Source organism: Sphingopyxis panaciterrae, assembly GCF_011762125.1.
In the GTDB taxonomy this organism is placed as follows: Bacteria; Pseudomonadota; Alphaproteobacteria; order Sphingomonadales; family Sphingomonadaceae; genus Sphingopyxis; species Sphingopyxis panaciterrae.
Genome location: NZ_JAASQN010000002.1, coordinates 446803 through 472277, shown reverse-complemented (window position 1 = coordinate 472277; position 25475 = coordinate 446803). Strand labels below are relative to the sequence as shown.

General features: G+C 64.1%; 33 protein-coding genes. 23 read left to right on the top strand and 10 right to left on the bottom strand.

Annotated features, from left to right (window positions below; translation table 11 throughout):
• Window positions 1-46: 46 nt before the first annotated feature.
• Window positions 47-616 (top strand): hypothetical protein, encoded by a 570-nt coding sequence (locus tag FHR22_RS09910; protein WP_166941627.1) that lies wholly within the window; start codon window positions 47-49, stop codon window positions 614-616.
• Here FHR22_RS09910 and FHR22_RS09905 read toward each other — a convergent pair.
• Window positions 601-1617, bottom strand: coding sequence for an aldo/keto reductase (locus tag FHR22_RS09905; RefSeq protein ID WP_166941625.1), 1017 nt, complete (start codon window positions 1615-1617; stop codon window positions 601-603). The genes FHR22_RS09910 and FHR22_RS09905 overlap by 16 nt on opposite strands.
• A gap of 69 nt (window positions 1618-1686) precedes the next feature.
• A complete protein-coding gene (locus tag FHR22_RS09900; protein WP_166942634.1) occupies window positions 1687-2277 on the bottom strand; it encodes a LysE family translocator in 591 nt (196 codons plus the stop codon).
• A gap of 74 nt (window positions 2278-2351) precedes the next feature.
• Between FHR22_RS09900 and FHR22_RS09895 the strand changes: the two genes are divergently transcribed.
• The 8 genes from FHR22_RS09895 (at window position 2352) to queE (ending at window position 9403) form a co-directional block, all read left to right on the top strand.
• On the top strand, window positions 2352-2804 hold the full coding sequence (locus FHR22_RS09895; RefSeq protein ID WP_166941623.1) for an Lrp/AsnC family transcriptional regulator: 453 nt from the start codon (window positions 2352-2354) through the stop codon (window positions 2802-2804).
• Between the two features lie 145 nt (window positions 2805-2949).
• A complete protein-coding gene (locus tag FHR22_RS09890) occupies window positions 2950-3936 on the top strand; it encodes an LLM class flavin-dependent oxidoreductase (RefSeq protein ID WP_208417602.1) in 987 nt (328 codons plus the stop codon).
• Window positions 3937-4045: 109 nt separating this feature from the next.
• Window positions 4046-5233 carry an aspartate aminotransferase family protein gene (locus FHR22_RS09885; RefSeq protein ID WP_166941621.1) on the top strand — a complete coding sequence of 396 codons (1188 nt, stop codon included), beginning with the start codon at window positions 4046-4048 and terminating at the stop codon, window positions 5231-5233.
• Between the two features lie 28 nt (window positions 5234-5261).
• Entirely contained in the window at window positions 5262-6188 is a 927-nt protein-coding gene (gene argF / locus FHR22_RS09880; RefSeq protein ID WP_166941619.1) for an ornithine carbamoyltransferase, read from the top strand.
• Window positions 6185-7099: an Hsp33 family molecular chaperone HslO gene (gene hslO / locus FHR22_RS09875; protein WP_341786595.1), complete on the top strand. Its 915-nt coding sequence runs from the start codon at window positions 6185-6187 to the stop codon at window positions 7097-7099. The genes argF and hslO overlap by 4 nt, the downstream gene beginning before the upstream one ends.
• A 147-nt stretch (window positions 7100-7246) precedes the next feature.
• The gene (locus tag FHR22_RS09870) at window positions 7247-7663 is read left to right on the top strand and encodes a DUF3617 domain-containing protein (protein ID WP_166941617.1); all 417 of its coding nucleotides are present in this window, start codon (window positions 7247-7249) and stop codon (window positions 7661-7663) included.
• A 419-nt stretch (window positions 7664-8082) separates the two neighbouring features.
• Window positions 8083-8766 carry a 7-cyano-7-deazaguanine synthase QueC gene (queC, locus tag FHR22_RS09865; protein ID WP_166941615.1) on the top strand — a complete coding sequence of 228 codons (684 nt, stop codon included), beginning with the start codon at window positions 8083-8085 and terminating at the stop codon, window positions 8764-8766.
• A gap of 4 nt (window positions 8767-8770) precedes the next feature.
• Complete coding sequence (gene queE, locus FHR22_RS09860) at window positions 8771-9403, top strand: 7-carboxy-7-deazaguanine synthase (protein ID WP_166941613.1); 633 nt, start codon at window positions 8771-8773, stop codon at window positions 9401-9403.
• Window positions 9404-9412: 9 nt separating this feature from the next.
• On the opposite strand, the gene FHR22_RS09855 is transcribed toward queE, so the two are convergent.
• Window positions 9413-9757 (bottom strand): hypothetical protein, encoded by a 345-nt coding sequence (locus FHR22_RS09855; protein ID WP_166941611.1) that lies wholly within the window; start codon window positions 9755-9757, stop codon window positions 9413-9415.
• Between the two features lie 9 nt (window positions 9758-9766).
• Window positions 9767-10420: a lipoyl(octanoyl) transferase LipB gene (gene lipB, locus FHR22_RS09850; RefSeq protein ID WP_166941609.1), complete on the bottom strand. Its 654-nt coding sequence runs from the start codon at window positions 10418-10420 to the stop codon at window positions 9767-9769.
• A gap of 131 nt (window positions 10421-10551) precedes the next feature.
• On the opposite strand from lipB, the gene FHR22_RS09845 reads away from it, so the two are divergent.
• Both FHR22_RS09845 and FHR22_RS09840 read left to right on the top strand, forming a co-directional pair.
• Window positions 10552-11367, top strand: a complete 816-nt coding sequence (locus FHR22_RS09845; RefSeq protein WP_166941607.1) for a hypothetical protein — start codon at window positions 10552-10554, stop codon at window positions 11365-11367.
• 124 nt (window positions 11368-11491) lie between these two features.
• Window positions 11492-12358 (top strand): hypothetical protein, encoded by an 867-nt coding sequence (locus FHR22_RS09840; protein WP_166941605.1) that lies wholly within the window; start codon window positions 11492-11494, stop codon window positions 12356-12358.
• 55 nt (window positions 12359-12413) lie between these two features.
• On the opposite strand, the gene hemF is transcribed toward FHR22_RS09840, so the two are convergent.
• Window positions 12414-13274: an oxygen-dependent coproporphyrinogen oxidase gene (gene hemF, locus FHR22_RS09835; protein WP_166941603.1), complete on the bottom strand. Its 861-nt coding sequence runs from the start codon at window positions 13272-13274 to the stop codon at window positions 12414-12416.
• The gene (locus FHR22_RS09830) at window positions 13271-13729 is read right to left on the bottom strand and encodes a tRNA (cytidine(34)-2'-O)-methyltransferase (protein WP_166941601.1); all 459 of its coding nucleotides are present in this window, start codon (window positions 13727-13729) and stop codon (window positions 13271-13273) included. The genes hemF and FHR22_RS09830 overlap by 4 nt, the downstream gene beginning before the upstream one ends.
• 221 nt (window positions 13730-13950) lie before the next feature.
• Between FHR22_RS09830 and petA the strand changes: the two genes are divergently transcribed.
• The 11 genes from petA to rplA all read left to right on the top strand — a co-directional run bounded on the left by petA (window position 13951) and on the right by rplA (window position 22711).
• Window positions 13951-14508, top strand: coding sequence for a ubiquinol-cytochrome c reductase iron-sulfur subunit (gene petA / locus FHR22_RS09825; protein ID WP_166941599.1), 558 nt, complete (start codon window positions 13951-13953; stop codon window positions 14506-14508).
• A 13-nt stretch (window positions 14509-14521) separates the two neighbouring features.
• Entirely contained in the window at window positions 14522-15802 is a 1281-nt protein-coding gene (locus FHR22_RS09820; RefSeq protein ID WP_166941597.1) for a cytochrome b, read from the top strand.
• Window positions 15803-15833: 31 nt separating this feature from the next.
• The gene (locus FHR22_RS09815) at window positions 15834-16643 is read left to right on the top strand and encodes a cytochrome c1 (protein WP_166941595.1); all 810 of its coding nucleotides are present in this window, start codon (window positions 15834-15836) and stop codon (window positions 16641-16643) included.
• Window positions 16644-16668: 25 nt separating this feature from the next.
• Window positions 16669-17223 carry an adenine phosphoribosyltransferase gene (locus tag FHR22_RS09810; protein ID WP_166941593.1) on the top strand — a complete coding sequence of 185 codons (555 nt, stop codon included), beginning with the start codon at window positions 16669-16671 and terminating at the stop codon, window positions 17221-17223.
• A 21-nt stretch (window positions 17224-17244) separates the two neighbouring features.
• The gene (locus FHR22_RS09805; RefSeq protein WP_341786594.1) at window positions 17245-17799 is read left to right on the top strand and encodes a nucleotidyltransferase family protein; all 555 of its coding nucleotides are present in this window, start codon (window positions 17245-17247) and stop codon (window positions 17797-17799) included.
• A gap of 359 nt (window positions 17800-18158) precedes the next feature.
• Window positions 18159-19487, top strand: coding sequence for an MFS transporter (locus tag FHR22_RS09800; RefSeq protein WP_166941591.1), 1329 nt, complete (start codon window positions 18159-18161; stop codon window positions 19485-19487).
• A 188-nt stretch (window positions 19488-19675) separates the two neighbouring features.
• Window positions 19676-19873, top strand: a complete 198-nt coding sequence (secE, locus tag FHR22_RS09795; RefSeq protein ID WP_054730026.1) for a preprotein translocase subunit SecE — start codon at window positions 19676-19678, stop codon at window positions 19871-19873.
• Between the two features lie 44 nt (window positions 19874-19917).
• On the top strand, window positions 19918-20454 hold the full coding sequence (gene nusG / locus FHR22_RS09790) for a transcription termination/antitermination protein NusG (protein WP_166941589.1): 537 nt from the start codon (window positions 19918-19920) through the stop codon (window positions 20452-20454).
• A 40-nt stretch (window positions 20455-20494) separates the two neighbouring features.
• Entirely contained in the window at window positions 20495-21421 is a 927-nt protein-coding gene (locus FHR22_RS09785; protein WP_243853634.1) for an acyl-CoA thioesterase, read from the top strand.
• A 155-nt stretch (window positions 21422-21576) separates the two neighbouring features.
• Window positions 21577-22008, top strand: a complete 432-nt coding sequence (gene rplK, locus FHR22_RS09780; RefSeq protein WP_166941585.1) for a 50S ribosomal protein L11 — start codon at window positions 21577-21579, stop codon at window positions 22006-22008.
• 4 nt (window positions 22009-22012) lie between these two features.
• Window positions 22013-22711, top strand: a complete 699-nt coding sequence (rplA, locus tag FHR22_RS09775; RefSeq protein ID WP_166941583.1) for a 50S ribosomal protein L1 — start codon at window positions 22013-22015, stop codon at window positions 22709-22711.
• Between the two features lie 245 nt (window positions 22712-22956).
• Here rplA and FHR22_RS09770 read toward each other — a convergent pair whose 3' ends face one another.
• The 4 genes from FHR22_RS09770 to FHR22_RS09755 all read right to left on the bottom strand — a co-directional run bounded on the left by FHR22_RS09770 (window position 22957) and on the right by FHR22_RS09755 (window position 25136).
• The gene (locus tag FHR22_RS09770) at window positions 22957-23367 is read right to left on the bottom strand and encodes a VOC family protein (protein ID WP_166941581.1); all 411 of its coding nucleotides are present in this window, start codon (window positions 23365-23367) and stop codon (window positions 22957-22959) included.
• The gene (locus FHR22_RS09765) at window positions 23364-24011 is read right to left on the bottom strand and encodes a heme exporter protein CcmB (RefSeq protein WP_166941579.1); all 648 of its coding nucleotides are present in this window, start codon (window positions 24009-24011) and stop codon (window positions 23364-23366) included. Before FHR22_RS09765 ends, FHR22_RS09770 begins: the two co-directional genes overlap by 4 nt.
• Window positions 24012-24114: 103 nt before the next feature.
• Complete coding sequence (gene ccmA / locus FHR22_RS09760) at window positions 24115-24699, bottom strand: heme ABC exporter ATP-binding protein CcmA (protein WP_166941577.1); 585 nt, start codon at window positions 24697-24699, stop codon at window positions 24115-24117.
• Entirely contained in the window at window positions 24696-25136 is a 441-nt protein-coding gene (locus tag FHR22_RS09755) for a metallopeptidase family protein (protein WP_166941575.1), read from the bottom strand. Before FHR22_RS09755 ends, ccmA begins: the two co-directional genes overlap by 4 nt.
• Before the next feature lie 51 nt (window positions 25137-25187).
• Here FHR22_RS09755 and FHR22_RS09750 point away from each other — a divergent pair, with 51 nt between their 5' ends.
• The gene (locus tag FHR22_RS09750) at window positions 25188-25475 is read left to right on the top strand and encodes a 4a-hydroxytetrahydrobiopterin dehydratase (protein WP_166941573.1); all 288 of its coding nucleotides are present in this window, start codon (window positions 25188-25190) and stop codon (window positions 25473-25475) included.

Here is a 25475-nt window from a genome sequence, read left to right as displayed (position 1 = left end):
GCAAATCCTTTCGGCAAGTCGGGCTGCCAGCCTATAGAGGGACCCCATGAAAGTCCATTTCATCCGGTCGGGCGAGCGGCGTTACGGCATGCGTATCGAGCGTCGCGAAGGTCCCGTGCTGGTCATGGACCCGGCACCGGGGTTCGACCCCGACCTGCCGCACGACATGGTTCATTTCGTCGTCGAGGCGGCAATGGGGTTGAAGACGGGGGTGTTCGGCCAGCTCGCGGCAGGCGGCGACGCAGGCTCGTTCCATGTCGAGGCGGGCGGGGGTTTGCCGGCGAAGGAGCGTCAGCGCGCGGCGCGCAAGCAGGTTGCGAGAGGCGCGAGGCTGGCGAAGGCGCAGGGCCGCGAGGGTCAATTGTCCGAACTCGCCGTCCTGCTGTTCGACGTCGACTGGCGCCGCACGCACCGCCCCGATAGTCCGGCACAGCGCGCGGCGCTTGCCGAGGCCGAACGGACGTGCGCCGCGCTCAGCCCCGACGAACGCGCCCGGATCGATGCGGCGCGGCCGCAGATATTCGACGCGTTCGATCGGCTTTCGCGCCGCTGGCGCCAGTTGCGGCCCGGCGAGGTGCTCGTCCTCGAATGGCCGCATCTTCACCCCATCGGGTAGAGAATATCCTTGCCGACCTGGTGCAGCGCCGACATCACCTCGTCGCTGAGGACCAGGTCCATCGCATCGAGGATCGGGTCGACCTGATCATCGGCGCTGACGCCGACGATCGTCGAGGCGACGAAGTCGTGCTGTTTCGACCAGGCGGTCGCCATCGTCACCGGATGCAGCCCGGCATCGGCGGCGATCTTCAGATAGCGTTCGGTCGCGGCGAGGCTCTTTTCGTTGACGAAGCGGCGGCCCATGGCGGCCTGCCGCCCCTCCATCTTGAGGTAGCGCGAGAAACGCGCGCCTTCGGGGGTCGCACCGTCCTGATATTTGCCCGACAGCACCCCGCCGGCGAGCGGCGAATAGGGGATCAGGCTGACCCCTTCCTGCCGGCAGACCTGCTTCAGCTCGTCCTCGAAGCGGCGGTTGTTGAGGCTGAAATTATTCTGGATCGTGTGGTAGCGCGCGCCGCCGAGCTTCTCCGACGCGGCGAGCGACTTCATCAGCCCCCAGCTCGTCTCGTTCGAACAGCCGAGGATGCGGACCTTGCCGGCGCGGACGAGCTCGTCGAGGGCATCCATCATCTCGTCATAAGGCGCATCATGGTCGGGCCAGTGCGTCTGGTAGAGATCGATATAGTCGGTCTGCAGCCGGATCAGGCTGTCGTCGATAGCCTGCATGATATTCTTGCGGTCGAGCGCGGTCATCCCGCCGCGGCACGGCGATTTGAACCATACATGGCTCGGCCCCGACACCTTGGTCGCGAGGATGATCGCGTCGCGCGGCTTGGTCTTGAGCCAGCGGCCGACGATTTCCTCGGTGCGGCCGACCCATTTGACGTCGGGCGGGACCGGATAGCCCTCGGCGGTGTCGTAGAAATTGATCCCCGCATCGAAGCAGCGGTCGAGGACGCGGAACGCTTCCGCCTCGTCGGTCTGGCTGCCGAAGGTCATCGTTCCCATGCAGATGTCGGACACATGGATGGCGCTTTGGCCGAGGCGGCGGCTTGGCATGGCTCTTGGTCTCCGGTCAAAAGAGGGGAGCGCCGTCCATAGGTTGCGCTTCGCAACCTGGCAATCGGATCAGATGAGCAGCGCCAGCGATCCGACCAGCAGCGCCGCCATCGTCCAGTTGAAGGCGCGCAGCCGCGCCGGGCTCGACAGCCAGCCGCGCAGCGCCTGTCCCATCACCGCCCACAGGCTGGTCGACGGCAGGTTGACGATCCCGAACACGATCGCGACGAGCAGGACCGCAACGAAATTGCGGTCGGGCGCATAGAGCGCGATCGCGGTCAGCGCCATCGACCAGGCCTTGGGATTGACCCACTGGAACAGCATCGCCTGGACAAAGGTCATCGGCTTGCCGGTGGAGCTGCCTGCCGTATCGGGCGCCGCGGCGTTGGCGATTTTCCACGCGAGCCAGAGGAGATAGGCGACGCTCACGACCTTGAGCGCGGTGCCCAATATGGGGAACAGGTCGAACAATCCCATCAGCCCGACGCCGACGAGGACGATCATCAGCGTGAAGCCGATGCCGACGCCCAGCGCGTGCGGCACGGTGCGGCGCAGGCCGAAATTGGCGCCCGATGCCATCAGCATCATATTGTTCGGTCCCGGCGTGATCGACGAGACGAGCGCGAAGGCGGAGAGCGCGACGAGGGTGGTTTGTTCCATGCCGCGCAACTTAATGCGTTTCATCATGCGATATATTGCAAAGATTGGCGGCAATCGAATAGGATATGCAATCTATGACCAAGATGGACACCATTGGCCGCAAGATATTGCATGAACTGTCGCGTGACGGGCGAATCTCGAACCTCGAACTCGCCGATCGGGTGGGGCTTTCGCCGTCGGCGTGCCTGCGCCGCGTGCAGGAACTCGAACGAAGCGGGGTCATCACCGGTTACCGGGCGCAGATCGACCCCGCGAAGCGCGGGCTGGCGTTCATCGCCTATGTCGCGGTCGGCCTGTCGTCGCACACGAAGAAATCGCAGGTGGGGTTCGAGGCCGCGATGGCGACTGCGCCCGAAGTGCGCGAGTGCCACAATATCACCGGCACGATCGAATATCTGCTGCGCGTCGAGACCGAGGATCTGGCCGCATACAAGCATTTCCACACCGACGTGCTCGGGGTGCTGCCGCAGGTCCATTCGATCACCACCTATGTGTTGATGGGCTCGCCGAAGGACGAACGGGCCTGATATCTTCGCGTCCCTCTCTTTCCGCTCCCCCTGAGCTTGTCGAAGGGTCGGTTTCGGCATCCACCCTTCGACAAGCTCAGGGGGAGCGAGAGGAATGGAGGAGCCGCATCTTGAACCGCCGCCCCGGCCATCGCATATCGGTTTCATGACGAAACTCTCCTTCCTCGACCTCGTGCCCGTCACCGATACCGGCACGATAGGCCATTCGCTCGCCAACGCCGCGGACCTGGCCCGTCACGCCGAGGCGCTCGGCTATGAACGCTATTGGGTCGCCGAGCATCACGGCATGGCTGGGATCGCCAGCGCGGCGACGGCGGTCGTGCTGGCGCATATCGGGCAGGCGACCGCGTCGATCCGGATCGGTTCGGGCGGCATCATGTTGCCCAATCATGCGCCGATGGTAATCGCCGAGCAGTTCGGCACGCTCGAAGCGCTGTTTCCCGGGCGTGTCGACCTGGGGCTTGGCCGCGCGCCGGGGTCCGATGGTGTCGTCGCCCGGGCGCTGCGCCGCAATCTCGCGAGCGACGAGCGGCAGTTTCCGCAGGATGTCGTCGAGCTTCAGGCCTTTCTTGCCGGCGACGAGCAGCTCGGCATCCGCGCGGTGCCGGGCGAGGGGACGAAGGTTCCGCTGTGGATATTGGGGTCGAGCCTGTTCGGGGCGCAGCTCGCGGCGATGCTCGGCTTGCCCTACGCCTTTGCCAGCCATTTCGCGCCCGACGCGCTCGACGAGGCGCTCGACATCTATCGCCGCCAGTTCAAGCCGTCGGCGCAATTGTCGCAACCCTATGCGGCGGCGGCGTTCAACGTCTTTGCCGCCGATACGCGCGACGAGGCCGAACTGCTCGCTTCGTCGCAGCAACAGGCGTTCGTCGCGCTGCGCACCGGCAATCCCGGCAAGATGAAGCCGCCGCTGGCGGGCTATAAGGACGCTCTGCCGCCGAATGCGCGCGCGATCCTCGATCATGTGCTGCAATGTTCGGCGGTCGGGACGGTCGATGATGTCGCGGCAGGGTTGAAGGCCTTCATTGCGCGCACGCGCGTCGACGAGGTGATTATCGCTTCGTCGATGTATGATCATGGCGCGCGCAAACATTCGGTGGCGCTGGCGATGCAGGCGGCAAAATCGCTCTGAAGCCTCGTGTTGACGCGGCTCCGGCCGCAGCGGTATAGGGACGCCCCGAGCAAGGGCGGCCCGACCGGGGTCGCCTTTTTACGTTTCGCTTTTTGGAAAGGTGCCTGACATGTCGATCACGCCGCTGATGCCCGTTTATCCCCGGTGCGCAGTGCGTCCGGTTCGCGGCGAAGGTGCGTATCTGATCGGCGAGCGAGGCGAGCGCTATCTGGACTTCGCGAGCGGTATCGCGGTCAACCTGCTGGGTCATGGCCATCCGCATCTGACGAAGGCGATCCAGGATCAGGCCGCGACGCTGATGCATGTGTCGAACCTTTATGGCAGCCCGCAGGGCGAAGCCTATGCGGCGCGGCTGGTCGAAAACACCTTTGCCGATACGGTCTTTCTGACCAATTCGGGCGCCGAGGCGGTCGAGTGCGCGATCAAGACCGCGCGCGCCTATCATTCGAGCGGCGACAATCCGCAGAAGCACACGCTGATCACGTTCAACAACGCCTTCCACGGCCGCACGCTAGGGACGATCTCGGCCACGAACCAGGAAAAACTACGTAAGGGTTTCGATCCGCTGCTGCCCGGCTTCGCCTATGCGCCGTTCGACGACATCAACGCCGCGCTCGACCTGGTCGACGACAATACGGCGGGTTTCCTGGTCGAGCCGATCCAGGGCGAGGGCGGCATTCGCCCGGCGTCGCAGCCCTTCCTGCAGGCGCTGCGCGACGTTTGCGACAAGCGCGACCTAATGCTCGTCTTCGACGAGGTGCAATGCGGCGTTGCGCGGACCGGCCATCTCTATGCCTATGAACATTATGGCGTCACCCCCGATATCATGGCGAGCGCCAAGGGCATCGGCGGCGGCTTTCCGATGGGCGCGTGTCTCGCGACCGAGAAGGCGGCGCGCGGCATGGTCATCGGCACGCATGGGTCGACCTATGGCGGCAATCCGCTGGCCTGCGCGGCGGGGCAGGCGGTGCTCGACGTCGTGCTCGAGGACGGATTCCTCGATCAGGTGAAAGCGACCGGCGAACGGCTGCGCGGCGCGCTCGAGCAACTCATTCCGAACCACGACCAGCTGTTCGACAGCGTCCGCGGCGTAGGCTTGATGCTGGGCCTCAAACTCAATTCGGACAGCCGCGCTTTCGTGGCGCATCTGCGTGACAATCACGGGCTGCTGACTGTCGCGGCGGGCGAAAACGTCGTGCGTGTCCTGCCGCCGCTCAACATCGACGACAGCCATATCGCCGAATTCATCGAGAAATTGTCAGCGGGCGCGGCGAATTATACGCCGCCCGAAAGCTGATGTTTCCGTTCATGTCGAACGGAGAGGCATGATGCGGCATTTCCTGAACCTGTCCGATGCCGGCGGCGATGCGGTAGCGGCGATGCTCGCCGACGCGATCGACCGCAAGGCGGCGCGTGCGGGCTGGCCCAAAGGCAAGGCCGACGCCGACGCGCCGCTGGCCGGTCATGTGCTCGCCATGGTGTTCGAGAAGAATTCGACGCGCACCCGCGCTTCGTTCGACATCGCGATCCGCCAGCTCGGCGGCGCGGCGATGATCATGGACGCGGGCGTGACGCAGCTTGGCCGCGGCGAGACGATCGCCGACACGGCGCGCGTACTGTCGCGCTACGCCGATGCGATCATGATCCGCACCGACGACCATGCGAAGGTCGAGGAACTGGCGGCGCATGCGAGCGTGCCGGTGATCAACGGCCTTACCGACCTGTCGCACCCGTGCCAGATCGTCGCCGACCTGCTGACGGTGGTCGAGAATGGCAAGTCGCTTCCCGGGCTCGAACTTGCGTGGCTCGGCGACGGGAACAATGTTCTTGGATCGCTCATCGAAGCGGCGGGATTGTTCGGCTTCAACGTCCGCGCGGGCTGTCCGCAGGGTTATGATCCCGACCCGTCGTTCGTCGAAACCGCGCGCGCGCAGGGTGCGCGGATCGACATCGTCCGCGACGCGCGCGAAGCGGTGGCGGGCGCCGATCTGGTCGTCACCGACACCTGGGTGTCGATGGGACAGGATCATGCGCATAACAAGCTCGCGGCGATGGCGCCCTATCAGGTCGACGAGCGGCTGATGGCGGCGGCAAAGGGGGATGCGATCTTCCTCCATTGCCTGCCCGCGCATCGCGGCGAAGAGGTCGTCGACGCGGTGATCGACGGTCCGCAGTCGCGGATCTGGGATGAAGCGGAAAATCGCGTTCACGCCCAGAAATCGATCCTGCTGTGGGCGCTCGGCAAGCTGTGAGCGACACCATCGAAACCTGGTTCGACCAGCCTTTGGTCTTCACCATCGCCGCGCGCCATGTGCGCGGGCGCTTCGTGCGGCTGGGCCCCGTGCTGAATACGATCATGGCGGCTCACAGCTATCCGCCGGTCGCCGAGAAACTGCTCGCCGAGGCGCTGGTGCTGACCGTGTTGCTTGGCTCGACGCTCAAGACCGACGGCGGGCAGATGACGTTGCAGGCGCAGACCGGCGGCGGGCCGGTCGAACTGCTCGTCTGCGACTATCGCGGCGGCGAACTGCGCGGCTATCTGAAATTCGACGCCGAACGGCTCGCCGAAGCCGGAGCGGACCCGACCTTGTTCGCGCTGTTCGGCGAAGGTTTTCTCGCGATCACTTTCGACCAGGAAGCGACGGGCGAGCGTTATCAGGGGATCGTCCCGCTCGAAGGCGCGTCGATCGGCGCGGCGGCCGAACATTATTTCGAACAGTCGGAGCAGATCTCCAGCCTGATCAAGCTGGCGGCGCGGCACGATGCCGAGGCCGGCTGCGTCGCGGGCGGCATGCTGTTGCAGCATCTTCCCGAGGGCGAGGTAGGGCGCGATCGGCTTCATACCCGCCACGATCTTCCCGAATGGGAACATGCCAAGACGATCGGCGCGACGCTCAAGGACGCGGAACTGACCGATCCGGCGACCTCGCTCGAGACGCTGGCCTGGCGATTGTTTCATGAAGATGAGGTCCGCGTCGAGGCCGGTGTGCCGGTGACGCGCGGCTGCCGGTGCAGCCCGGACTATTTCGCGGGCGTGCTCGCGCAGTTTCCCGAGACCGAGCGGCGCGACATGGCCGACGAGCAAGGGAAGATCGTCGTCGACTGCGCATTTTGCTCGCGCATTTTCCCGATCGCGCTCGAGGAAATCGTCACCCATCATTGAGCTTATGGCCTGCGGTTCGTCGCAAATTGCGACGGCGAAGCGGGGCAAGCGAGCGCCGAGCGGTTGAAATTCCGGCGGCGCGTTGTTAGCTTGTGTCAAACGGGGTCGCAATTTTGCCCATCGCGGGCAGCCAATGGATAGGTGAAAATGGCGATCTTGTCTCCCTTCGTACGATGGTCCTTTGTGGCGTTCGCCTTTGCCGGCGCGAGCGCGGTTCCGGCGCAAGCGCCGTCGCTCGCGATGCTCGACCGGCTCGAAAAGGGAAGCTGGCAGCTGCGCGAACGCGGCAAGGATGATGTCGTGCGGACCATTTGCGTCGGCGACGCGCGGCGGATGATCCAGATCTATCACCCAAGGTCGGGCTGTTCGCGCTACATCATCGAAGATGTGCCGAATTCGGTGACGGTCCATTATACCTGCCCCGGGGCAGGGCATGGCCGCACGAGCATTCGCGCCGAAACCAACCGCCTCGTCCAGATCGACACGCAGGGCATTGCCGATGGCCGGCCGTTCTCGCAGGCGATCGAGGCACGGCGGGTCGGCGCCTGCACCGCGGGAAATTGACCGCGATTTCGTAACATGATGTTAACCATCGGGGATTATTTGGTGGTTATGGCGCACTGATGTGTGTCTTCTCCCTAACGGCTTCATGCCGAACTGGGCCGTGCAGCGACAGCCGTGCGGCCCGTTTCTTTTGGCGTTATGACATTCGGCTCGTGGCAAATGTCCGGTTTCCGGCCGATTGCTGCCGTTCCGTCCATCGTCACCCCGGACTTGATCCGGGGTCCCGCTTGACCTCGAAAACCGTCGGCGCCCTCAAAAAAAGCGGGATCCCGGGTCAAGCCCGGGATGACGAAGCTGTAGAAAGCGACGTCCGCTCCCCACCCCAATGCCGCCATCCGCCCTTCAGCAAGCCATCTTCCTCCCGTCGCACTCCTGCCGCGGCGCTTGCATGGGCCGGGTCGCAGGCGTATCGGGCGCCGATGCAGAATCTTGCCGGAAAAACGTTGATCGTCCTTTTGTCGGGCGGTTTGGACTCGATGGTTTGCGCCGGGATGGCGCGCGAGGCCGGGGCGCGCATCGTCGCGCTGACGATCGATTATAACCAGCGCCACCGCGTCGAACTCGAATCCGCGGCGCGCATCGCCGAATATGTCGGGGCCGCCGAGCACATCGTCCTGCCGCTCGACCTGCGCCGTTTCGGCGGATCGGCGCTGACCGCCGATATCGACGTGCCGAAGAACGGCGTAGAGGGCGATGTTCCGGTGACCTATGTCCCCGCCCGCAACCTGATTTTCCTGTCGCTGACGCTGGGTCTTGCCGAAGCGCGCCAAGCGCAGGATATCGTGATCGGCGTCAACGCGCTCGATTATTCGGGCTATCCCGATTGCCGTCCGGAATTCATCGCGGGCTTCGAGGATCTCGCCCGGCTCGCGACGCGCGATGGCGACAAGGGCGTCGATTTTCATATCCATGCGCCGCTCCAGCATATGACCAAGGCCGATATCGCGGCCGAGGCGGCGCGACTGGGCATGGACGCGGGGATGAGCTGGTCATGCTACGACCCGGCGCCCGGGGGGCTGCATTGCGGCCTGTGCGATAGCTGCCGCCTGCGCAGCAAGGGCTTCGCCGACGCGGGGATTGCCGACCCGACGCGTTACGCCTGATCCGATGGCCTACGCCGTCAAAGAGATTTTCCTTACCCTTCAGGGGGAGGGCGCACAGGCGGGGCGCCGCGCCGTCTTCTGCCGCTTTTCAGGCTGCAATCTGTGGACCGGGCGCGAAAAGGATCGCGCCAGGGCGACCTGCCAGTTTTGCGATACCGATTTCGTCGGCACCGACGGGACGCTGGGCGGGAAATATGCCGACGCGGCGGCGCTCGCCGCGATCATCGCCGAAAGCTGGGGCGCGGCTTCGGCGGATCGTTATGTCGTGCTGACCGGCGGCGAGCCGATGCTGCAGGTCGATGACGCGCTGATCGACGCGCTGCACGGCCATGGTTTCACGATCGCGATCGAAAGCAACGGGACCTTGCCCGTCCCGCGCCGCATCGACTGGATCTGCATCAGCCCCAAGGCAGGCAGCGAGCTGGTCCAGACGAGCGGCGACGAATTGAAACTGGTCTGGCCGCAACCCGGTAGCGACGTCGAACGGCTGGCCGCGCTTGATTTCACGCATCGCCTGATCCAGCCGCTCGACGATCCGAATGCCGCGGACAATGTGCGGAAATGCATCGATCTGGTGATGGGTGATCCGCGCTGGCGGCTGTCGCTGCAGGCGCACAAGAGTCTGGGGCTGCGCTGACGCGCCCGGCTATTCGGTCTTCTTTGCGGGCGTTTCGGCGGCCACGGTCTTTTTCGTTGCCGGGGCGGCAACCGCTTCGGGATTTTCAGCTTCGCCGCTGGCGGCTTCGGCATCGCCGGCTTCATCCTTGGCTTCTTCCGCCTTTGCTGCCGGTTTTGTGCCATCGTCGGGGACGCTGTTGTCGACCGCGGTGCCGTCGGTGCTCGCGTCGTCGAGGATGATCATCGAATCGCTGATCGTTCCGGGCTGAACCTCGACCGCGTCGAGCTTGGCGGTCGATTTGCCGCCGGTGTCGCCGCCGCCACAGGCCGCGAGCGAAAGGAGGAAGAGCGAGGGAAGAAGGATACGGGTCATGCGCCGTTCCTAATCGCTTGCCCGAAGCTTGTCGAGAAACGCGGGCAGGCTTTCCGCCAGCGCGGCATCGACATCGCCGAACGAGGCGGGCTTCCCCAGCGCAGCAAGGCTCGTCACGGGGAATTCGGCAATACCGCATGGCACGATGCCGCCGAAATGCGACAGATCGGGCGCGATGTTGAGCGAAAAGCCGTGCAAGGTAACCCAGCGCCGCACGCGCACGCCGATTGCGCCGATTTTTGCTTCGCGGCCCTGCGTATCGTCGGTCCAGATGCCGATCCGCCCCTCTGCGCGGCGCGCCTCGACACCCAGCAAGGCGAGCGTGTCGATCACCCAGCCTTCGATCGCCGCAACATAGGCCCGCACATCGCGCCCGCGCCGCGACAGGTCGAGCTGGACATAGCCGATGCGCTGGCCCGGGCCATGATAGGTGTATCGCCCGCCGCGTCCGGCGTCATGGACGGGAAAGCGCGGGTCGAGCAGTTCGGCCGGATCGGCGCTGGTGCCCGCGGTGTAGAGCGGCGGATGCTCGAGCAGCCAGATGCGTTCGTCGGCCGCGCCGGCGTGGATGGCGGCGGCGCGTACTTCCATGTCGGCAAGCGCTTCGGCATAGTCGATAAGACCGGACGTGATCGTCCATTCGGGATGGCGGAGGCGGTGCATCGCACCGGCTATCTGGCGCGTCAAGGCGCCGCGCGCAAGGGGGGAGCGGACGATCGGTGACAAGGCTGGACAGACGGGGCGAAGATTGCCAGTCTCGCCAGATCAGGATCGGAAAAAACGATGGGGTATCAATGGTAAAATTCGACATGGGTGCGGCGTGGGAAGACAGCGTGACGCTGCTCAAGTCGCACACGGCGCTGACCGGCACCATCGCCGCCGTCTTTCTGTTCCTTCCGACATTGGCGGTCAGCTGGTTCGGCCCGGCGCCGATCGAACCCGCCGCGGGTGCGACCTTCCAGCAGATGATGACGAGCTTTCAGGAAAGCGCGCGGCAGGCGATCCCCTATCAATTGCTGGTGGCGGTGATCGCCGCGATCGGCGGCGTCGGCATATTGCGGCTGTGGCTGTCGCGATCGAGCGTCAGCGTCGGCGACGCGCTGGCTTTCGCGTTCAAGATGATCCCGACGATGATCGCGGTGCAGTTCCTCATGGGGCTCGCGGTCGGCCTGGTCGCCGTCGTGCTGATCGTTCCCGGCGCCGCACTTGGTGGGGCGCCGGGCATGCTTCTGCTTTTCGTGGGGCTGATCGCCTTCATCGCGCTCTGCGCCTATCTGTGGGGGCGGGTCGCCGTGGCGCCGGCCCTGATCGCCGACCGCATCCAATATAACCCGGCAGCGGTGCTTCAGGAAAGCTGGTCGCTGACCCGGGGCAATGGCTGGCGGATCTTCCTGTTCCTGTTCCTGGTGACCTTGGTCGTCGGCATCGCGGGTCTGATCGTCGGGCTCATCGTGGGCGCGATCGGCGGAACGGGTGAGGGCGCCGGGCGCATGCTGATGGGGCTTGCAGAGGCCGGCTTCGCCGCGATCAGCGGCATCGTGACCCTCGCGATCAGCGCCGCGGCTTATCGCCAGCTATCGGTTGGGGGGGCATCCGACATATTCCAGTGATCGCGATGATGGCTGGACGGGCGAATGGGCCGCAACATGGGAGCATATGGCAGGATTTTGCGCCGGACAGGCGAAGGAACACAGGAGAAGCGAGTTTAACAGCAGGGGAAAGAAGATGGTCAAGATGAGTATAGGAGCGGCCTTTTCGGAAACATTCGATTTCCTGAAGGCCAATTGGACGCAAATGCTGCTCTGGGTGGGCGGCGCGGTCGTCGTGCTGGCTTTGCTGGGCTATCTGATGCTGGGCTCGACCTTCCAGATGATGGCCATGTCGGCCGGCGATCCATCGGCGATGATGGGCGCGATGGGCCGCATCTTCCTGTTCGCTCTCGTCGCCGCGGTGGTGCTCTACGCCGCCTCGATGTTGATCTGGCGCGGCGGGCTTCATCCTGGCGAAGCGCCGAATTTCGGCTGGGCGTTGCAAGCGGGTCCGGCTTTCGCCTTCGGCATGTTTGTCGTTTTCATAGCGGTCTATATCGTGCTGATGATCATCATGTTTGTCCTCGCGCTGATTTTCGGCGCGGCGTTCGCGGGTGCCGGGGGCTTTTCGCCGACCGCCCTGCAATCGGGCGCGCTCGGTGGCGGAGCGATTGCGTTGATGATCGTCTTTTATGCCGCGATCATCGTCTTCTTCCTCTGGCTTTTCGCTCGCCTGTCGGTCGCAGGTCCGGTGATGGCCGACCGGTTGACGCGCAATCCGGTCACCGGCATCACCGAATCATGGCGACTCACCGGCGCGTCGCAGTGGACGATCGTCGGCTTTTACGTCCTCATTTTCATTCTTTCGCTCGTTTATGGCTTTATCGCCGGACTGATCTTTGGCGGCATCATGGGTGCCGCGGCGAGCGGTGGGTCGGGAGTGGGTACGATCATCTCGATGATCGTCCTGGCACTTCTTGTCTATGTCCCGCAGCTGCTGCTGTCGTTCGCGATGCCGATCGGCATCTACCGGGCCATCGGGCAGCGGACATCGGGTGACGTCTTCGCCTGATTCTTCTCGCGAAGTGTAAAGAGGGGCGCTCCGGAAACGGGGCGTCCTTTTCGCATCAGCTCCATTTGGCGAGCGGCGGCAGGCTCATCAGGATCGCGTCGATATTGCCGCCGGTCTTGAGCCCGAACAGCGTGCCGCGGTCGTAGACAAGGTTGAATTCGGCATAGCGGCCGCGCCAGACGAGCTGCTCGTCGCGCTCGGCGTCGGTGAAGGGCTGGTTCATCCGGCGGCGCACGATCTGCGGGAAGATGTCGAGGAACGCCTCGCCGACCGCTTGCGTCAGCTGGAAATTACGGTCGAATTCGGCATCGTCGCCGCATTCGAGATGATCATAGAAAATGCCGCCGACCCCGCGATGGACGCCGCGGTGCGGGATATAGAAATAATCCTCGGCCCATTTGGCATAGCGTTCGTAGACATCGGGGCCAAAGGGCGTGCATGCTGCCCGGAACCGCGCGTGAAAGGCGTCGGTATCCTCGGCATAGGGGATGGGCGGGTTGAGATCGGCGCCGCCGCCGAACCAGCGTTTCGTCGTGACGAGGAAGCGCGTGTTCATATGCACCGCCGGCACATGCGGGTTCGCCATATGCGCGACGAGACTGATGCCGGTCGCGAAAAAGCTGGGATCCTCACCCGCGCCGTGGATCGATGCCGCAAAGTCGGGCGCAAACTGGCCGCCGACGGTCGAGACATTGACCCCGACCTTTTCGAATATCTTGCCGGTCATCACGCCGCGGACGCCGCCGCCGCCGTCGCCGGGGGCGACTCCTTCGGCTTCGCGGTCCCACGGCGTGTAGCCGAAGCGCGCGTCGCTGCCCGCTTCGCTTTCGATAGCCTCGAACTCGGCGCAAATCCGGTCGCGCAGCGATTCGAACCAGTCGCGCGCCGCCTGTTGCTGGGGATCGAGCGAAATCATGACGGAAAGCCTTTCGTCTGCCTGAGTGCTTCGGCGAGCGCGATGCCAGCCGCCACCGCGACATTCAAGGAGCGAAAGCCCGGCTGCATCGGAATCGCGACCCGCTCGGCCGCGGCGGCGTGGACATGCGGCGGCACCCCCGATGATTCCGCGCCGAGCAGCAGAATGTCTCCGGCGGCGAAGGCGAAGACGGGGAGGGGAGTTGCGCCCGCCGTCGTGAACAGGACAAGCCGCCGGTCCGCGGCGGCGCTCCAGCTCTGAAAGGCTGGCCAGTCGGCGTGCCGCGTCACATTGGCGCGCGTCGCATAGTCCATGCCCGCGCGCCTCAGCGCGCCGTCCGAAAAGGGAAAGCCGCAAGGCTCTATGATATGGGCGGGCACGCCGAAACAGGCCGCGGTGCGCAGCGTCGTGCCGACGTTACCCGCGATATCCGGCTGAAACAGGGCGATTTCCATCGGCAGGCCATAACCGCGACCGCGCCGGGAATCGAGGGGCTTGGCCGCGATGCCGGGATAGAGCGAAAGAAGGGGAAATTGCCTGTTGGCAAGCCCCGGATGTGCGGCTATCAGGCCCGGAATTCCCGGAGGGGCCGCCGGGCGCGCTGCTTTCGTGCGTGCGCAACAGGGTGGCCACCTTCCGAGAAATATTGTCGTTTCACCCATGCAAGGGCAGTCGAATGGCCAGTGAATCCGAACTCAACGCCGGCATCGAAGATGGCGTGCGGCGCCGGGACTTTATCAATATCGCGGCAGTGAGTTTCGCGGGTGTCGGTGCGGTGGCGGTCGTCCTGCCGCTAGTCAACCAGATGAACCCGTCGGCCGACGTGCTCGCGCTGTCGTCGACCGAAATCGACATTTCGGCGATCCAGCCGGGGCAGGCGATCAAGACGAGCTGGCGCAAGCAGCCGGTGTTCGTCCGCAACCTCGTCGCCAAGGAAATCGCCGAAGCCAAGGCGGTTCCGCTCGGTGACCTGCGCGATCCGCAGACGATCGACGAGCGCACCAAGCCGGGCAAGGAAAACTGGCTGATCACACTGGGCGTCTGCACCCATTTGGGCTGTGTTCCGCTGGGTGCTGCCGAGGGCGAGAATCGCGGCGATTTCGGCGGTTATTTCTGCCCGTGCCATGGTTCGCACTACGACACCGCGGCGCGCATCCGTAAGGGCCCGGCACCCAAGAATCTGGTTGTGCCGCCCTATGAATTCACCAGCGACACCGTCGTGACGATCGGCTGAGGAGCGAGATAAGATGAGCTTTCCCTGGGCCAAGAACTACGAACCGCAGCAGCCGCTGATGAAGTGGCTGGACGAGAAGCTGCCGCTGCCGCGCCTCGTCTATAATGCAATCGGCGCCGGCTATCCCGTGCCGCGCAACCTCAACTATTTCTGGAACTTCGGCGTTCTCGCCGGCGCCGCGCTCGCGATCCAGATCATCACCGGCATCGTGCTGGCGATGCATTATGCCGCCAATGCGACGGTCGCGTTCAACTCGGTCGAGCATATCATGCGCGACGTGAACGCCGGCTGGTTCATCCGCTATGCGCATATGAACGGCGCGAGCATGTTCTTCATCGTCGTTTATCTCCACATTTTTCGCGGCCTTTATTACGGTTCGTACAAGGCGCCGCGCGAAATGGTGTGGCTGCTCGGCGTCGTGATCTTCCTCCTCATGATGGCCACCGCCTTCATGGGCTATGTGTTGCCGTGGGGCCAGATGAGCTTCTGGGGCGCGCAGGTGATCACAGGCTTCTTCTCGGCGATACCGATCGTCGGCGAACCGGTGCGCGAATGGCTGCTCGGCGGCTTCGTGCCCGACAACGCCACGCTCAACCGCTTCTTCTCGCTGCACTATCTGCTGCCGTTCGTGATCCTGGGTGTCGTCATCCTGCACATCTGGGCGCTGCACATTCCGGGGTCGAACAATCCGACCGGCATCGAGGTGAAGGATGAGCAGGACACGGTTCCGTTCCATCCCTATTACACCGCGAAGGACGGCTTCGGGCTCGGCATCTTCCTGCTGATCTTCGTCGCGCTGACCTTCTTCAGCCCTAATGCGCTCGGTCACGCCGACAATTATATCCCGGCGAACTCGCTCTCGACCCCGGCGCATATCGTTCCCGAATGGTACTTCCTGCCCTTCTACGCGATCCTGAAGGCCTTCACCTTCAACTTCCTGTGGATCGACGCGAAGCTGTGGGGCGTCATCGCGATGTTCGGTTCGATCGCACTGCTGTTCTTCCTGCCCTGGCTCGACAGCTCGCCGGTGAAGTCGTCGACCTATCGTCCGCTGTACCGCATCTTCTTCTGGATCCTCGTCGTCGACGTGTTCCTCCTCGGTTGGTGTGGCATGCAGCCGGCGGAGCAGCCGTGGGTGATCCTGAGCCAGCTCGGCGCGATCTATTACTTCGCCCACTTCCTGGTCATTCTGCCGATCGTGTCGCGGATCGAACGTCCGCTGCCGATGCCGAATTCGATCACCGAGGCGGTTCTCGCCAAGCATGCCGACACGTCGTCGGCGGCCACGGCCTGAGCGCCGGACTTTAATAGGAGCTGATAAAGCCATGGTTCGTCCGCTCGGTTTTCTCGTCGGTCTTGGTTTCATTACGGCGTTGGTGCTCGCGATTCTCACGACGCCGCTGGCCAATGAACACAACGCCACGCACGAGTTTCATAAGCATCCCGAAAAGCTGAAGCTCGCCAGCGATGGCCTGGTTCCGCACTGGGACAAGGCGCAGTTGCAGCGCGGCATGCAGGTGTACAAGGAAGTCTGTTCGGCTTGCCACAGCCTGCACCTCGTCGCGTTCCGCGACATCGGCGAACTCGGTTATACCGAAGGCCAGGTAAAGGCCTTTGCCAAGGGTTTCCAGGTTCCGTCGATCAACCCCGACACGGGTGAGCCGGCGACGCGCGATGGCCTCTCGTCGGATTATTTCCCGTCGCCCTATGCGAACGAAACCGCGGCGCGTGCAGCGAACAACAATGCGTTGCCGCCCGACCTGTCGCTGATCACCAAGGCGCGCGAAGGCGGCAAGGACTATGTCTATTCGCTGCTGACCGGCTTCCAGAACCCGCCGGCCAACCTGCCTGCGGAACTCAAGCCAGGCACGGGGCTGCACTACAACCCCTATTTCGCGAACCTCAACCTCGCGATGGCACCGCCGCTGACCAAGGGGCAGGTGACTTTTGCCGACGGATCGCCGAACGATGTAAAGAGCATGGCGGCGGACGTCACCGCGTTCCTCGTCTGGACCGCCGAGCCCAAGCTGGTGAAGCGCGTGCAGGTTGGTTATGCGGCTTTCCTCTTCCTGCTGATCTTCAGCGTGCTGACCTATCTGTCGTACCGGAACATCTGGGCCGACAAGAAGCATTGAGCGATTTAGGGAGGGCGGCCGTTTCATGATCGCCCTCCCGCCTCAGCCGGACCTCGACCTCGCTAGTCTCGTCCGCACGATTCCGGACTTTCCCAAGCCGGGCATCCAGTTTCGGGATATCACGACATTGATCGGCGACGCCGCAGGCTTCGCTGAAAGCGTCCGGCGGCTGAGCGAGATCGCGGCGGTTCATCGCCCGGACTTCATCGTCGCGGTCGAGGCGCGGGGTTTCCTGTTCGGGGCCGCAATGGCGACCGCGATGGGGCTTGGCGTCGTACCGGTGCGCAAGGCCGGCAAGTTGCCAGGAGTCACGATCGGCGTCGATTACGAACTGGAATATGGCGTCGACCGCCTTGAACTGCACGAAGGCGCCATCGCGCCAGGGCACCGTGTCGTCCTGGTCGACGACTTGCTGGCGACCGGCGGCACCATCCTTGCGACCGCCGCGCTGATGCGCAATGCGGGGGCGGAGGTGGCAGCGGCGCTGTTCGTGATCGATCTGCCCGACCTTGGCGGATCGCGGCGGCTGGCCGATGCCGGACTTGCCTGCGAAACGCTGATCGCTTTCGACGGCGACTGACCGGGGCGGGGCGTCGCGCGCGTGGAGCAGCTTGCCCTTCTCGAAAAGCTCCTGTCGGGCGATCGCTTGCGAATGGCGGCACTGGCTGCGGTCGCAGCACTGAGGCTGCCCGATTGCTGGATCGGCGCCGGTTTCGTTCGCGACGCCGTCTGGGATTATCGCCACGGCCGCCAGCCAGTGCCGCCATTTGGCGATGTCGACGTCCTCTGGTTCGCGCCCGATGCCTCGGGCAAGGATGTTGATCGCGATATCGAGCGGCAGCTTCGCGTATCGATGCCGGACATGCGCTGGTCGGTCAAAAATCAGGCGCGAATGCATCGGCACAATGGCGATACACCCTATCATTCGGTCGCCGACGCGATGACGCATTGGCCGGAGACGGCGACGGCGGTGGCGGCGCGTCTCGAAAATCGCCGGGTGGAAATCTGCGCGCCGCTCGGCCTTGACGATCTTTTTGCATTGCGTGTGCGGCCGACCGCGGCCTTTCGTTTGGAGAAGCGTGGCGTTTTCGACGAACGGATATCGTCGAAATGCTGGGTTGAGCGTTATCCGTCGCTGGTGGTCCTGGACGATTAGGGTGAGATAAGGGCCGGGTTGCTGGTTCTGCGGGGCGAGAAGCGGCTGTGTCGGTCGCAAACCCGCAATTGAGATGGCTGCTTCCGGCCGGAAGCTGCCGTTCCCTTTATCGTCACCCCGGACTTGATCCGGGGTCCCGCTTGAAGTCGAAACCTGCGCTACCCTCAAGAAAGCGGGATCCCGGGTCAAGGCGGAAGAGCCGAGGGTCTCCTCCGCGGATGACGAAGGTGAGTGGAACTCATGGCAGCTCCCCACCCCAAAACCGATATCCGATCTGAAGAAGCGGTTGGACCGTCCTCCGGCTATTGACATTATTGTCAGCGGCTGGAACCTTGCTTTCTCCAGCAGGAGCTTATCGCTTGGCAACGACCGCCTTGCCCTCGACCGGCGCCGCCCCGGAATCTTCTGCGCTGCGCCCGCGCACGGTTGCGGCTTATGCCGCGACGGCGGGGCCGACCGTGATTCTCGGGCTGCCGTTCAGCGTCTATCTGCCGCCTTATATTGCTGAAGGCGGGGTGATTTCGGTTGCGCTGGTCGGACTGCTCTTTTCGCTGACGACGATCTGGGATGGGGTGGTCGACCCGCTGATCGGGACGCTGGTCGACCGCGTGCGCACCGGGCTCGGGGCGCACCGGCGCTGGATGCTGCTGGCGATCGTGCCGCTATCCCTGCTGCTGCTCGCGTTGGTGACCGTGGGCGACGCGCTGCCTTTTGCCGCCCTCTTCGTGATGATGGTGTTCTTCTATTCGAGTTACAGTCTTTATGAGGTCGCGCAGCTTTCGTGGGGTGCGGCGCTGGTGCGCTCGCCCGCCGACAGCGCGCTGCTCTACGGGATGCGTGACTGGTTCTCGAAGATCGCGCTGATCCTGGCCTTTGCCGCGCCCGCGGCGGCACAATTGCTGATTCCGGGAATCAGCCTGCAGGGCCGGATCATGGCTTATGCCAGCATCTTCCTGATCATGGTGCCGATCGCGCTGTTCGCATGTCGCCGCGTCCCGTCACGCGCAGTCGTCGCCGAACCGGGCATCGGCTGGCGCCACGAAATTCGCGCCTCACTCTCGTTTCCGCCGCTGATGCTGCTGCTCGGCGTTCAGTTCCTCAACAGCTTCGCTTTCGGGTCACTGACCTCGCTGTTCGTCTTCTTTGCCGCCGCGGTGCTCGACCTCGATGCGCAGAGCGCGGTGCTGCTCTTTGCGAGCTTCATCGGCGGTGCGCTGGCTTCGCCGCTCTGGACGTTCCTGGCGCGGCGTTTCGGCAAGCCGCCGATGATGATGGCAATGGGTCTGCTCATTTCGGGGCTGCTCGTCGCGACCCTGTTCCAGCGGCCTGACGGGATCGGGCAGGCGGTAGGTTTTTCGCTGGCGCTCGGGACCGGTTTTGTCGGACTGTTGTTCACTTACTCGATGCTCGCCGACCTGATTCCGCGCGACGCCGAGCGGTGCGGACGGAACCGCTCGGCTTTCTTGTTCGCACTGCTGAACCTGATGCAGAAATTCGGCGTCGCCGCCGCGATTGCAGTGAGTTACGCCATGCTCGATATCGTCGGCTTCGATCCGCGGAACGGAGCGGCGGCGGCGCGCGAGTTGCACCTGTTGTTCGCATTGCAGCCGACGACGAGCTGGATCGTCATGGCCGGGCTGCTCATGCTGATACAGCGCACGCTTGCGCGCACGCCCATCCGCGTTTGACTTGCAATCGCCGCACGGCGCAAGTAAAGGCCGCCCATTCGGACAGATGCGCCGTTTTCCTTCCGCCTTTCGCCGACATGCTCGGGGAGGGTGGGCGGACTATTGCCCGAAACGCGCTTGACGCGCCGGGTACGGCAACCCATCTGGCTAGATATTATTGAACGTTTTTTTAAGGCAGGACGATCGACATGGCCAAGACCAGCATCGGCGAATTCGTCAATCAGGTGAAATCGGAAGCCACGAAGATCGTCTGGCCGACCGGCCGCGAAACGGTGCAGACGACGATCATGGTGCTGATCATGACCACGATCCTCGCGCTCTTCTTTGTCGGCGTCGACACGGTTTTCAACGCGATCGTCGGCTGGCTGACGTCGCTCGCGCGCTGATTGGCGCGACTTTTACGGATTTCAGGGACAGGACACGCAGACTTATGGCGCGCTGGTACATCATTCACGCCTATTCGGGCTTCGAGAACAAGGTACGCGATTCGGTGGTTGCCGAAGCCGAGCGCATGGGGCTGACCCAGCTGGTCGAAGCGGTCGAAGTGCCGGTCGAGACCGTCACCGAGGTGAAGCGCGGCAAGAAGGTCCAGGCCGAACGCAAATTCTTCCCCGGCTATGTGCTCGCCAAGCTGACGATGACCGACGATGTCTATCACCTCGTCAAGAACACCCCGAAGGTCACCGGCTTTCTGGGGTCGATGGGCAAGCCGCAGGCGATCAGTGAAGCCGAGGCCGCGCGCATCCTGAACAGCAAGGAAGAAGCTGCGGCACGTCCGAAGCAGGAAATCCGCGTCGATTACGAAATCGGCGATCAGGTCAAGGTGCTCGACGGTCCTTTCGCCAGCTTCAACGGGCTGGTCGAGGAACTCGATTTCGAAAAGGCGCGCGTCAAGGTGTCGGTGTCGATCTTCGGTCGCGCCACCCCGGTCGAACTCGACTTCGAACAGGTCGAACGCATGAAGTGACGGCCTTTGCCGTCGCTCGCCAGCTGGAATGGATGAACACATGCGCCTGACTCCAACCGAGATTCAGGCGCGTGCCGACCGTGCGCGCGCAATCCATGCATCGATCGATCGGGACAAGGTCGTGCGCCGTGTCGTAAGCTTGTTCGACCTCGAAGCTGCGGACGAACCCGACGAATTCACTTTTCCGGCGTTCAGGAAGCCGACCCGCGATCGCATCTTCGGCGGGCAGGTGATTGCGCAGGCGATGGTTGCCGCTGCGCGGACCGTCGATCCCGGCAAGGATGTCCACTCGCTCCATGCCTATTTCCTGCGCGGCGGCGATGAGACCAAGCCGCTGCATTTTCGCGTCCACCGCGATTTCGACGGGCGCAGTTTTGCCAATCGCCGCGTCGTGGTGCGTCAGGACGGCAAGGTGATCTTCAACCTGACCGCTTCGTTCCAGGCGCCCGAGCAGGGCCTTGCGCACCAAGCGCCGATGCCCGACCTGCTGCCGCCCGAACAATGCCGCGATTTCGGAGACGTCATCGCCGCCGATCCGTTGATCGACGATGCCCGGCTCGCGCAGATGGCGGGCTTTCATCCGTTCGAGGTGCGCAGCTTTCGTCCGCCCGCCGGGGCGGCGTCGACGATGCATTATGAATGGTTTCGCATCGCCGCGCCGGTCGGCGACGATCCACTGATCCATCGCGCGCTGCTCGCCTATGCATCGGACATGGGGCTGCTGTCGTCGGCGATGGTGCCGCACGGGCTGAACTGGACGCAGCCGGGGCTGTTTTCGACCAGCCTCGACCATGCGATGTGGTTTCACGACGATATCCGGGTGGACGACTGGTTCGTCTATGTGATGGACAGCGACTGGTCCGGCGGCGGACGCGGGATCAATCGCGGGCTGGTTTATCGGCAAGACGGCACATTGATTGCATCGGCGGTCCAGGAAGGGCTGATCCGCGTCGTTCCCCAAGGGTAAAGCTTGCCTTGCGGCCGGTTTGCAGCTAACGGCGCCGCTTCGCGTCAGACACGGACGTGATTCCGCGCGGGAGGAAGGGGTGATGCCCTTCTGTTCGACCGCTTATTTTGAGGTCCACCGGAAACGGCGGGCCGACAGAAAGAAAGGAGGCCATCATGGCCAAGAAAATCAGCGGCTACATCAAGCTGCAGGTGCCCGCTGGCACCGCGAACCCGTCGCCGCCGCTCGGGCCGGCGCTCGGTCAGCGCGGCGTCAACATCATGGAATTCTGCAAGGCGTTCAACGCCGCGACCGATTCCATGGACAAGGGCACGCCGACCCCGACCATCATCACCGTCTTTGCCGACAAGAGCTTCTCGTTCGTCACCAAGACGCCGCCGGCGACCTATCTGATCAAGAAGGCCGCGAACCTGAAATCGGGTTCGAAGGAGCCCGGCAAGATCAGCGGCGGCAAGATCGCACGCTCGAAGCTCGCCGAAATTGCCGAGATCAAGATGAAGGATCTCAACGCGAACGACATCGAACAGGCGACGAAGATCATCGAGGGCAGCGCGCGCTCGATGGGCCTCGAAGTGACGGAGGGCTGAACCCATGGCCAAGCTGACCAAGAAGCAAAAGGCCCTTGAGGGCAAGGTTGACGCGCTGAAGCTTCACCCCGTCGACGAAGCGATCAAGACCGTTCGCGAGCTGGCCTCGGCCAAGTTCGACGAAACGCTCGAAATCGCGATGAACCTCGGTGTCGATCCGCGCCACGCCGACCAGATGGTCCGCGGCGTCGTGACGCTGCCCGCCGGTACCGGCAAGGACGTCAAAGTCGCGGTCTTCGCGCGCGGCGACAATGCCGACAAGGCGCTGGCCGCCGGTGCCGACAAGGTCGGTGCCGAAGACCTGATGGAAGACATGCTCGCGGGCAACCTCGACTATGGCCGCGTCATCGCGACGCCGGACATGATGGGCATCGTCGGCCGCCTCGGCAAGACGCTGGGTCCGAAGGGCCTGATGCCGAACCCGAAGCTGGGCACCGTGACCCCGAACGTCGCCGAAGCCGTGAAGGCCGCCAAGGGCGGTCAGATCGAATTCCGCGTCGAAAAGGTCGGCATCATCCACGCCGGCCTCGGCAAGCTGTCGTTCGGCGAGGAAAAGCTCCGCCAGAACTTCGACGCCTTTGTCGACGCGATCGTCAAGGCCAAGCCGTCGGGCGCGAAGGGCAAATATGTCCGCAAGATCGCGCTGTCGTCGTCGATGGGCCCGGGTGTGAAGGTCGATACGGCCGACGTCACCGGCGCCTGATTTCGGCACCACCACGATTTAGGGAAGGGCCGGGGGAACTCCGGCCCTTTTCTTATGGCGGCTTGGGGTGGGGAGCTGCCATGAGCTCCACTCACCTTCGTCATCCGCGGAGGAGACCCGTGGCCCTTCCGCCTTGACCCGGGATCCCGCTTTTTTGAGGATAGCGCAGGTTTCGACGTCCAGCGGGACCCCGGATCAAGTCCGGGGTGACGAAAAAGGGAACGGCAGCTAACGGCCGCCAGCGGTCATTCCGGCCGGCGAAATTCGATCAAATCCCATTTATTGCCATAGAGATCGAGAAACACCGCTACCGTACCATAATCGGCCTCGACCGGTTCACGCTCGATCCGCACGCCTTTGTCGAGCAGGCGCTGATAGTCGCGGGCGAAATCGTCGGTTTGCAGAAACAGGAAGACGCGCCCGCCCGCCTGATCGCCGGTGAACTTCGCCTGTTCTTCATTCGCGGCGCGGGCGAGCAGGATCGTCGCCCCACCCGGCGGATTGCCCGGCGGTGCGACGAGAACCCAGCGCTTGTCCTGCGCCGGCTGATAGTCGTCGGCGACGAGAGTAAAGCCCAGTGTTTCGACATAAAAGTCGATCGCTTCGTCATAATCGCGGACGACCAGCGCGACATGGGCGAGCGATTGCTGCGTCACTCGCGCAGCCCGCGGAGCGCCGCGCCGGCGGCGAACGGCCCGATCATGCTAAGCAGCAAGCTGGTCGCGGCGAGCAGCTTGACGGCGCCGCGTCCCGACGGATCGAGCATCCCGGCGCCGAAGATCAGCAGCGGGATCGCCAGCGGCAGGATGAGCAGCCCGCCGATCGCGCTGCCCCCGCGCAATCCGGCGGTCAGCGCGGCGCTGAGCACCGCGAGCGACGCGAGGGCGGGGATGGCGATGGCAAGGCCGGTCGCGACGAGCGTGATTCGCGTGCCATCCTGTCCGAGCAGCGCGGCGGCAGGCAGCAATGCGATCAGCAAGGGCAGCCCGAAACCGATCGCATGTGCGGCAATTTTGACCGCCGCGATCACCTCGTCGGCGAAACCGCGGACAGCGAGCTGGTCGAGCACCCCGGCGTCGCGGTCGGGGCGCACCAACCGGTCGATCGGCAGCAGCGCCGCGAGCAGCGCCGCGACCCAGAGCATGCCCCCTCCGGTGCGGGCAAGCAAAGGTGCGTCAGGGCCAACGGCAAAGGGAAAGGCGGTCGCAACGAGCAGGAAGAAAAGTACCGGAAGCCACAACGCTCCGCTGCCCCACGCGCGCCGCAGATCGCGCCAGAACAGGGCAATCAGCGCGGTCATTGTCCGTTGTCCTCGTCATTGCGAGCGAAGCGAAGCAATCCGGAGTCGCGTAAACCGCCGTGGATTGCTTCGCTTCGCTCGCAATGACGGAATTGTAGGGAGATCACGCGAGTGCCCCCATATCCAGCTCCGCCAGATCCGTTATCCCCAGCGCGAAATGCGACGCCAGCAGCAGCGCCCCGCCATTCGCCCGATGCTTTGCGATCGCCGCGGCCAGCCGTGCCTGCGCCGCGTCGTCCATGCCGTTGGCGGGCTCGTCGAGCAGCCAGATCGGCGCGCCCGATGCGATGACCCGCACCATCGCGGCGCGCTTGCGCTGGCCGGTCGACAGCATCGCGACGGGGACTTCGGCGAGGGACGCAAGCGCCATTTCCTCCATCGCGCGATCGACGGTGTGGCCGTCGACGGTATCGATCCGCGCCCAGAAATCGAGCGCGCGGCGCAGCGGCATTTCGGGATCGAGCGCCGCCGCCTCGTCGATCAGCGCGCGGCGCTCACGGCGTTCGATCATGCCCGCCGCAGGGCGCAGCAGTCCGGCCGCGAGCCGGATCAGGCTCGATTTTCCCGCGCCATTGGGACCGCGCAGCCACAGCGCATCGCCGCGGTTCAGCATCAGCGACAGATCCTCGAATAACAGCCGGTCACCGCGGATGCACGCCACACCGGTCAGCCGCAGCAACTGCGTCACGCCATGTCTTCCAGCGCGTGCATATCGTCATCGGAAAAGCCGAAATGATGGCCGATTTCGTGGATCATCACATGGCGTACCAGCCAGTCGAGCCGCTCGCCGCCTTCGATCCATTCAACGAGGATCGGGACGCGGTACAGCGTTACGCGGTCGGGCATGCCGCCGCTCTGGTCGATGCTGCGTTCGGTCAGCGGGAGGCCTTCGTAAAGCCCGGTGAGGTCATAGGGATGCTCGATGTCGAGCGATGCCAGCGTCCGGTCATCGGCGACCTCTTCGATCGCGATGACGACATTGCGGAGATGCGGCTTGAACACATCGGGCATATTGGCAAGCGCGGTCTCGGCCATCGCGAACAGCGCGTCGGCGTCGGGGGCGCCGCCGGTCCAGCCGGTGGGCAGGCCGGGTGACAAATCGGGAAGGTCGGTCTTGTCGCTCATCGCGCCCTTCCTTATGGCGGGCGCGCCATTATGGCTAGCGGGAGAAGAAAAATGGTCCAGAAACTCGACGATGCGGCGCGTAGCGCGCTGTTCGCCCGCTTTCCCGGATGGACGCACGAGCCGGTGCGCGACGCGATGACGCGCCGCTTTCAGTTCGGCGATTTTGCGCAGGCCTTCGGTTTCATGGCGAGCGTCGCGATCATCGCCGAAAAGATGGACCATCATCCCGAATGGTCGAACGTCTATAATCGCGTCGATATCCTGCTGACGACGCACGACGCCGACGGCTTGTCGGAACGCGACGCGAAGCTCGCCGAGGCGATCGAGGCGTTGGTCTGA